Raw genomic sequence first — 8,383 nt, forward strand, 5'->3', positions numbered from 1 at the left:
GCGCGGATCGACACCGCCTTGCACGGAACTCATGAAGTTGAAGGCATTGGAGTGGACGGCAGTGGAGGTGGTCATGGGAATGAGCCTCAAGTCACGGATAAATCAATGATTAACACCGTCGGCACTCAGTGGACGGCGTGCTAGGCGTTTGATAGCGCGCAGGCATGCCCCGCGCTCCGCTGATCAAGGTTGTTCTGAAGTAATAATTCGCACGCAAGAGAGTTTGCCGTAGATTTGAGCGCCCGGCCTGACATAACTATCGATCACGCGCAGTCCAGGCATGCCCGGAACTACATTGCCGATAGGCGTTCTTGCGAGCGTTTCAAATCTTTCCGGCCCTTGAGAGTAATCTTTTTTGATGGTCAGTAGTTTGAACCAGAAGTTATTGTCTTTCGCTGGGTTGCAGTCGGGGTTGTCAAAAAACCAGATCTGTGCAGCGGAGGGAACATGTTCCAGCTCAAAGGTGACGGCGTCGTCGTTACGGCAGGGGCCACCATTCTTGAAGTTTATCTGGTCCGTCACGAAGTTCAGCGTGCAATGATGATCGCCGTGAAAAGATATTTTCCCAATCGGCACTTCGTCAGTCTTGACCGCGGGCCCTGCAACCTTGGTTTCTGGCTGTCCGGCATTTGCCGTTGGTACGGCAGGAGATCGCTCAATCCTCACGCAATTGATTTCACCCGATAGTCTGGTGCCCTCCTTTTTGATCAAGCGCAGCCCAGGCCTGACCACCTGTCCATCCTGCAGCAGGCTCAAGTCACTGGTATGAGGCGCTTGGTCTTGTGCGGTTTCGATCACGGTCGTTGGGTTCTTGATGGTGAGCAGTTCATACCAGTTATAAGACCCGAGGCTGGGCTGCCCTAAATAAAGACCGCAATTCTTCGGAAAAGAATCAAGCTGGCCTGTTTTGGGCTTACCGTTGACCAACCATATCCTGGTGGCGGAAGGTACATCGCGAAGTTCAAATTGGCCGCCATTTCCATAGGATTCACAATAATAGTTGGGGCCAGTAGAAAGTGGTGTTTTGACGAGATAGTGAATGGCTGATTCTCCGGGGTCGGGAAGCTCGATGGTGCAATGTTGTTTTCCGTTGAATAACGTGATGGTGCCATTGTTTTGTGTCGCGGCTTCTTCCGCGCTGACATTCAATGTGAATAAAATCAAGCCCAGCAAAAGGGCTAGAAACGAGCACTGTGATGGTCTGCTTGATTTCATTTCGGGGCCTCCAGCAATACGCAATGACAGTCATTGATAGGCCAGACAATAGCAGCAAAACTACCCTTGGCAACCTAGCAGTTCTGCTAGTAGGCGGGGCTGTTTGGCCGGCGTATAACATTCCTCAAATACCTGTTGGCACTCCATCATTCATGTCCTGCGAATAACCGTTATGAGTGCTTATCAGGTTGATTGGACTGAGGAATTTTATATATGCAAATGCTCCTGCCGGTGGCGCAAGTAAGAGAGTCCCATGACCTGGCGATCAACCCGGATACCCTGCCAGGTTCCGGTGCCCTTACGCTGGTGGTGTCGCCCTACCCGGGCATGGCGGCCAATGACAAGGTGAGGATCACCTGGCGCGGGTATGACAGTACCGGTTACGCCGATGACGCGGATCTGTTCACCAGCGAAAAGACCCTGAGGGCCGAGGAGGTCGGACAGGCCGTGAGCTGGCCGCTGGACAACAGCTACCTGCTGTTTATCCGGGATGGCCATGGCGAGCTGAGTTATACCGTCAGTTATGCCAGTGCGACGGGTTTGCCCGAGTCGTCCGAGGTGCAGACGATTCGTATCGTTGCGCCCAGCGCCGCGTACTTGCCGGCCCCTGGCATCGAAGGCCACGGCGATAGCAGCCTCGACCCCGGGGATTTTCCCGATGGGACGAAGGTGCGAGTCCCCGGCTATCCGGGGATCGCCCTGGGTGACCAGGTGTTGCTGTATGCCAGCGGGCGGCTGGGCTTGCCCTTGTTGATTCGTTCGGCGCAGGTCGATCAGGCGATGATCGATAGCGGGCATATCGACTTTGTGCTCGAGCAGTCATGGTGGCAGGACAACCTCAACGCCCAGGTGAGCCTTGCCTACCAATATGCCCGTGTGGGGTCGGCCCTGTCCTCCGAGGCGTTGCGGCTGGACGTCAGGCCTGCCTGGAAACCCGAGGCGCCGGTGGTGGTCGACGCCAAGGCGGAAGACGGTGGTGTGCCCAATCGTGGTTTTATCGAGGCACAAGACCTGGTGGCCGGCGGCGAGGTCAGGGTGGTGGCGGATCCCGAGGTGGACCTGGGCACCGCTGAGCGCATCGAGGTGCGCTGGAAAGGTTTCGGCACCTCGGGCTACTACACCACGGCGGTGCCCATGGCGGGTTCGCCCCTGCGTTTCGCGATCCCGTCATCGGCGGTTCCGGCCAATATGGGCAAGCGCCTGGATGTCGATTATCAGGTCAAGCTGCCCGGGCAACCGCTGGCCACTTCGAAAGCCTATGACCTACGAGTGATCCCGATCGCCAAAAACAACTTTCGCACTATCAAGTGCGCCCTGGCGCCCGAGGGAAAACTGCGCCTGGCCAATGTGCCCGGCGGCGGCGTCGAGTTCGAACTGCCGCGCTGGGTATTCATGGCTCCGGGTCAGCGCGTGACGATCCAGGCTACGCGCTCGGGCGCTGCCCCGGAGTACTTGCTCAACGCGTTTGAAGTCCGGGCCGACCAGGTCACTGCCGGGAAGGTCATGGCGAGCTTGTCACGCACCTATCTGGTCGGAGCGGGGGTGGGCGCGAGGTTGACCGTCTCCGTTGAAGTCAGTTTTGACGAAGGCAGTTCCTATCTGGAGTTCCCTGCCATCCCGATTGAATTGGTGTAGACGCGCGATACCCCCCGAGGCTGTTGCAGGCAGTAGCGCAGCCCCGGACAGACAAACGAATGCAATGATTAACAGTCTTCAAGAGGACACGATCATGGCCGGTAATTCGATGGCAAGTTTGCTGCAATGGCTGGATGGCAGAAGCAGGACATTGGGTTGGGATGCAATCCTCTGGTTGGAGAGGAAAAAACTCAATCGCTTTTTACTTCAGGAATATATCAGCCGGTTCGCGTCCGGGCATTACCTGAAACCGATTACCGACAGTAAAGACACGGTGACATCGGAACGGGAATATCTCTACGACTACACCCTGGATTATCCGCGCCTGGCGTTTTTGTCGACGCAAGATGACGATGATCCACTGGAAGACAAAATGGCCTTGACCATGCGGGTAGTGGGCGGCAGTCAGGTCACCTTGAAGCAGAGCCAGGGTGTCGAGCGGGCCATCCGGATCGACTCCATCGACCCGCTCGATGGACCGAGTGTGCGCATGCGCCTGGATTTGCCGAAGGTGGCGGGAACGGTCGGTGACGATGGACGGGTCCTTCTTGATTTGAGCAAGGGCTACGACTTCCAGCTCAGTTATGGCCAGACTGAATTCATGAATAACAAGTTGGGGGAGTTGTTCAAAGCAAAGTTCGAGGAAATTGATGTCGTGGATCGGGTCTATCCGCTGTCGGTGCTGGCGCCCGGGATCAATCCATTCATGCGCCCTGACCGGTTCCTGATGCGCGCGCAACAAGCCAGTGAACAGGCGCGCAATCCGCGTTCGGCGGAATACGAAGACGGTGCGCTGGTGGTCTTTGTGGCCATGAATGGCAGCAACCTGGGACAAACGCCGACCGCCGGTTCGGATTTCAAGTACCTGATTCCGGATGATGCGGGTAAGGATTTTTCGGCAACGGTATTGTACAGCCGCGAGATCATTACCTATGCACCGATTACCAATCGGATATTTGGTCCATTGACGGGCGTAACTTACCGGATAGATCGTGATGCCAATGCCAACGGTAGAGTCACGCAAATTACCGCGACTGGAGGTACCTGTACGGTTCCGGGGAGAACCATTAGTCAAACGAGCTGGCCTGCGGACTATGAGGTGAATGTCGATCCGTTCACTTATCCTTATGCGGAACCCACTGGACCACTAAAAATTGTTTTTGGCGGGGACGGAAGTATTGATGTGACTTTTAAAATTCTTCAGGACACCACACTGCGATTTGTTCGTCCAGGCACGGAGGTGGGTACGGTAAAAGCTGATGTATTCTGGAATAGCCCGCTTCCAATCCGCCTTGAGGAAATCAGTGGCTACCCGCCTCGTCTGGTTTACGGTTATTCGGGGGCAAATGGATTCTGGCCTCGGGATAATGTACGGCCTGTGAATCTTCCTCCACCGTTCTCGGCCGAAGGGGAGGCCTGGCGGATGTTGAAAGAGAGACTTACCGATACGCCTTATCCCAATAGTTATACGTATGATTTTTTTCAGAAAACGTGGGCTAATAGTCGAGAAACTGTGTCTCAGTTGGAGTTTTACAAGGTTCTGAATCTACCCTTTGGACATGCAATAGATGCAAGTCCCTACGATATGAAACTACCCCGAGATCTGGTCCTTTTTGCCAAGGTCGATCCTACGACAACGGCTTTTTCCGTGTCGCCCACCGAGTTCGTGGTGGGGGCCGGAGATAATCATACGTTTGAGACTGAACCCCGCGTCACCGGCGTGACCTGGTCGGTGGAAAATATCATGGGTGACAATGGGCCCAAGGGCACCATTACCACCGGCGGAAAATATACCGCGCCGGCCGCCGCGCAAATAAACGGTTATTACCGGCGCGTGAAAGTCACGGCCACCAAAGGCAGCTATAAAAGTTCGGCGCTGGTATCGGTGGTGATTCGCGATATTACCATCAACCCGTTGATTCAAGTTTGTGAGCCCGGGCAGAAATTGAAAGTCTGGGCGGGAAGCCTGGGCACCGGAGCCCTGACCTTTAGCGTGGTGGATCAGTCTTTCGCGGGCAGTGTAGTGCCCAACGTGGTTAATCCGGAAAACCGGAACGAACATATCTATACGGCGGGGCCGAAGCAAACAGGGGTGTTTTATCATATAGAAGAAATCCGCGTCACCAACGCCTTGACCGGGCGTAGCCAGCTCACCCGGGTGTTGGTCGATCATCGCGGCGCCAACCTGGCGGTGAGTATCGTCGGCTCTGCCGGGCTCCCCGCGAACCAACTCAAGTTCGAGGCGGTGCTGGATCCGGTGGAAGGTCCTATTACCGCGGCCCAATGGGAAATAGCCGCCGGTTCCGGCTCGATAGATCCCGCCTTGGGTATCTACACGGTCGATCCCGCCGGAGAACACCGTTACGCGGTGATCATCGCAAGTTTTTCATTTGCAGGTGTCGGTAGTTTCTACGGCTATTTTGTCCTGCCGTTGCCCCTGACCGAGTTTCCCGCCGTTATGCAGGCACTGACTCATTAATTGTCCTTCCCGTCATTTACGTTTCAGGTGTCATCATGTCTAACTCACTTACAGATATACTCGGTCAAATGCAGGGGCGCTCGGTAACGGCCGGTTGGGGCGCGATTTCGGTCTTCAACCGCACTCGCCTGAATCGATTACTGCAACAGCAGTTTGTGACCGGCTTCAACGAGTTGAGCTTCCTGCCGCCGGTGAGCGGTCACATCTATCTGAATTTCGAGCGCACGGTCTGGGCCGAGCTGGATTCGATTGTCCTGAGCAAGCCCCTGCTGTCGTTCGAGGAGGCGTCGCTGACAAACTCCAAGGCGACGCTGACGCTGTTTGTCATGTCCGGCGCCTATACGGTTTTCCAGAAGGCGGTCAGCGAGCCGCCGGTCATGATGTCGAGCCTGACGGTCTCCGAGCAACAGGGTTTCAAGGTGACCCTGGAGGTCGATCTGACGATGACCCCGGGGGTGGTCGATCATCGGGGCCTGGTCACCCTGGACCTGGCCCGGGGCGTGAAGTTCATGTGCACGCTGGCCGATGATAAGTATGCCGAGGAGCAGCGATTTATCGGCCAGCTTATCCAGGAGCACTTTCAACGCTTGCCGGCGCACAAGCGGGTGTTTGCCCTGGGCATGCTCGATTTTACCGGCTACAACCCGCTGACCCCCACCTCGTTCGAGATCAGGACCCAGGCCGCGCCGGGTGCCAAGATCGCCAGGGCCTCGAACTACGGCGATGGCGCGGTGGTGGTGTTTATCAAGCTGCGCGCCAACGAGTTCAGCGGCACCATTCCCCCGGCGGAGACTTTCCCGTTCCTGATTCCTTCCGACCAGGACGGGAGCGGCAATGACCTGTACTCGGCGTCGCTGGTGGTCTCCAGTGAGTTGCGCGAGCATGTCGAGGAGGATCGCCTGGATGTGCTCCACAGCCTGCTGTTTCCGGGCGAGAATGTGTTCGAGGAAACCTCAAGGCACACCCCTCACGACCTGCTGGTGGTGGGCAATATCGCCCCGACCCTGACCAGTATCGAACTGGACTCCTTGTTCCAGTACGTGAAGGCCGGCGGCTCGCATACGTTCCACGTGCGGCAGTCGGGCAAGACCCTGCTCAATGCCGACGACGTCAGTTGGTCCGCGCGCAGCATCAACACCATCGGTTCGGCGGGCACGATCACGGCCGGGCGCTACCAGGCGGTCATTCCCCAGCAATTGGGCAAGGAAACCGTGCGTAACGTGGTCACCGCCAGTTATGTCGATCCGGTCAGCCAGCGCGTGCACCGGGCTTCGGCCCTGGTCATGGTCACGCTCGAAGCGCTGGCCGTTTCGCCCATGGTCAGTACCGCCTGGGTCACCGACGCGCGGACGCCGATCACGTTCAAGGCGTCGGTCAACAGTGGGGCGGCACCGATCTGGAGCCAACCTGAACTGGGCAGCCTGGTCGCCACTGGCACGACGGCGATCTATACGCCGCCGGCGACCTTCGACGGGTCCGTGGCACTGGAGAAAATCAAGGTCCAGGATGCGCAGACGGGCGAATCCATCGAGGCGACGGTGGTGCTGCTGCGCGGTCGGCATATGCTCACGGTCGAGCCCTCTTACGTCACGGGCCTCGGGCGTTCGGCCAGCGTGCAATTGAGCGCCGAGGGCGAACACGACGCTATCTACGAACAATGGCGGGTGGTCGGCGGCGACGCCTTTGGCACTGTGGATGAAAGCGGGCATTTCACCGCACCGGCGCAGATCACTTCGCCGGTCAGCGTGGTCACCTGCGAAGTGGTTGCTCAGGGGACGGTCTTTTTACGCGGCTTCAGCGTTATCCGGCTGTCGGACTTCCTCGAAGAACCGTCATGGAAAGATATCGCGTCATTCACCCTGACGGCAGACAAGCCCCGGGCTTTTGCCAATGGTTATCAGCAGATGGCCATCGATATCCATGTGGAAACCGAGGCGGTCGGTGGCAAGTATTACCCCTTGACCGAAGAAGAAAGAAGCACGATGACCATTGTCTACAATAGCAGCGGCGGTGATGTCGACATGTTGGATGACTTTCAAGAGGGTTTTGATGACGACGTGCCTTATAAGTGGGCCGTGAGTATTGTTGAAAATCGCTTCAATAATTTCGGTGGGGCGCGAAATACGCCCCGGTATGATCTGGATGGTTTGCCTCGGGCGCCGAGGAATGGGGCGTCCGACGATATTCTTTATATGCAGACGCGGGCCCGCGATAAGGTGAAATTTCATGCCCGATTTATCAGTAAATATTGGGAAGAGAAAAATTCGACGGATAAAAGTTCCTTGCCGCCGCAAACCCTGGAGCTGTTTCCCCAGGAAGTGCCGGTGACCAATGTTGGGCACTATGACTTCAGGCCGAGACGCGTTGATGGCGGCGGCAATAATCCACCCGAGCAAGAGGATTACGACTATTTCCTGACGACCACGGACTACTGGTATCTGAATTACCTGGGGGCCGATGGGCAGTCGGTACTGTTCGCCAAGTGTGTGTTCTTGAGTAATCGCTCGACGGTGCAATGGGAGAGCGATCAGCTCAATGAGAAGATGTTCAGCTACACCGGTTATGTGTTCAATGAAACGGGTGAGGACGACGAAGCGAAGGTGGTTTCCTTTGATACCGGGTTAATGGCCAGATACATTCCTGATCTACGGCCAGTCACTACATTGGTCCCGGGAAATTCGGTGGGCAAGGGGCGCTTGATGATTTCCTTGAATCGTGTGGATAACGTGGCGTATCGGCACCGTACTCCGCTGGAGGGCGCCCTGGAATTACTGTTGTTGGACATGAATGGCAATAAACATCGTCTGGATGTGGGCTTTCCGGGAAAAACCGTTGTGGACAGTCGAAACAAGCTGTTGATCACGGTGCTTTAACCACTCGAAGTCCTTTAAACGGGGTAAAGGCCGGCGCTGCACTGGTTTTTTCAAAGTGCGGCGCGGCATTCATTATTGATTCTTCCGTGACTTGAGGCTCATTCCCATGACCACCTCCACTGCCGTCCATTCCAACGCCTTCAACTTCATGAGTTACCTGCAAGGCGGTGTCGATCCGCGC

Annotated in this window: 5 protein-coding genes; 3 read left to right on the plus strand and 2 right to left on the minus strand. The window is 56.4% G+C overall.

Features of this window, described 5'->3' with window-relative positions:
• Positions 1–183 precede the first annotated feature (183 nt).
• Positions 184–1,215: a hypothetical protein gene (locus tag UCMB321_RS27995; protein ID WP_157016085.1), complete on the minus strand. Its 1,032-nt coding sequence runs from the start codon at positions 1,213–1,215 to the stop codon at positions 184–186.
• Between the two features lie 213 nt (positions 1,216–1,428).
• On the opposite strand from UCMB321_RS27995, the gene UCMB321_RS28000 reads away from it, so the two are divergent.
• From UCMB321_RS28000 to UCMB321_RS28010, 3 genes are all read left to right on the plus strand, one after another.
• A complete protein-coding gene (locus UCMB321_RS28000) occupies positions 1,429–2,850 on the plus strand; it encodes a hypothetical protein (protein ID WP_040071939.1) in 1,422 nt (473 codons plus the stop codon).
• Between the two features lie 94 nt (positions 2,851–2,944).
• Positions 2,945–5,329: a hypothetical protein gene (locus UCMB321_RS28005; protein WP_157016087.1), complete on the plus strand. Its 2,385-nt coding sequence runs from the start codon at positions 2,945–2,947 to the stop codon at positions 5,327–5,329.
• 35 nt (positions 5,330–5,364) lie between these two features.
• The gene (locus UCMB321_RS28010; RefSeq protein ID WP_157016089.1) at positions 5,365–8,202 is read left to right on the plus strand and encodes a hypothetical protein; all 2,838 of its coding nucleotides are present in this window, start codon (positions 5,365–5,367) and stop codon (positions 8,200–8,202) included.
• On the opposite strand, the gene UCMB321_RS31265 is transcribed toward UCMB321_RS28010, so the two are convergent.
• Positions 8,189–8,383, minus strand: a 195-nt coding sequence (locus tag UCMB321_RS31265; protein WP_209437219.1) for a hypothetical protein, incomplete at its 5' end; no start/stop codon positions are given. The genes UCMB321_RS28010 and UCMB321_RS31265 overlap by 14 nt on opposite strands.

Origin of the sequence: Pseudomonas batumici, from assembly GCF_000820515.1 — a bacterium.
Lineage (GTDB): Bacteria > Pseudomonadota > Gammaproteobacteria > Pseudomonadales > Pseudomonadaceae > Aquipseudomonas > Aquipseudomonas batumici.

Coding starts and splice junctions, on each gene's coding strand:
- UCMB321_RS27995 (WP_157016085.1), bottom strand. CDS start 1,215: ATGAAATCAAGCAGACCATCACAGTGCTCGTTTCTAGCCCTTTTGCTG.
- UCMB321_RS28000 (WP_040071939.1), top strand. CDS start 1,429: ATGCAAATGCTCCTGCCGGTGGCGCAAGTAAGAGAGTCCCATGACCTG.
- UCMB321_RS28005 (WP_157016087.1), top strand. CDS start 2,945: ATGGCCGGTAATTCGATGGCAAGTTTGCTGCAATGGCTGGATGGCAGA.
- UCMB321_RS28010 (WP_157016089.1), top strand. CDS start 5,365: ATGTCTAACTCACTTACAGATATACTCGGTCAAATGCAGGGGCGCTCG.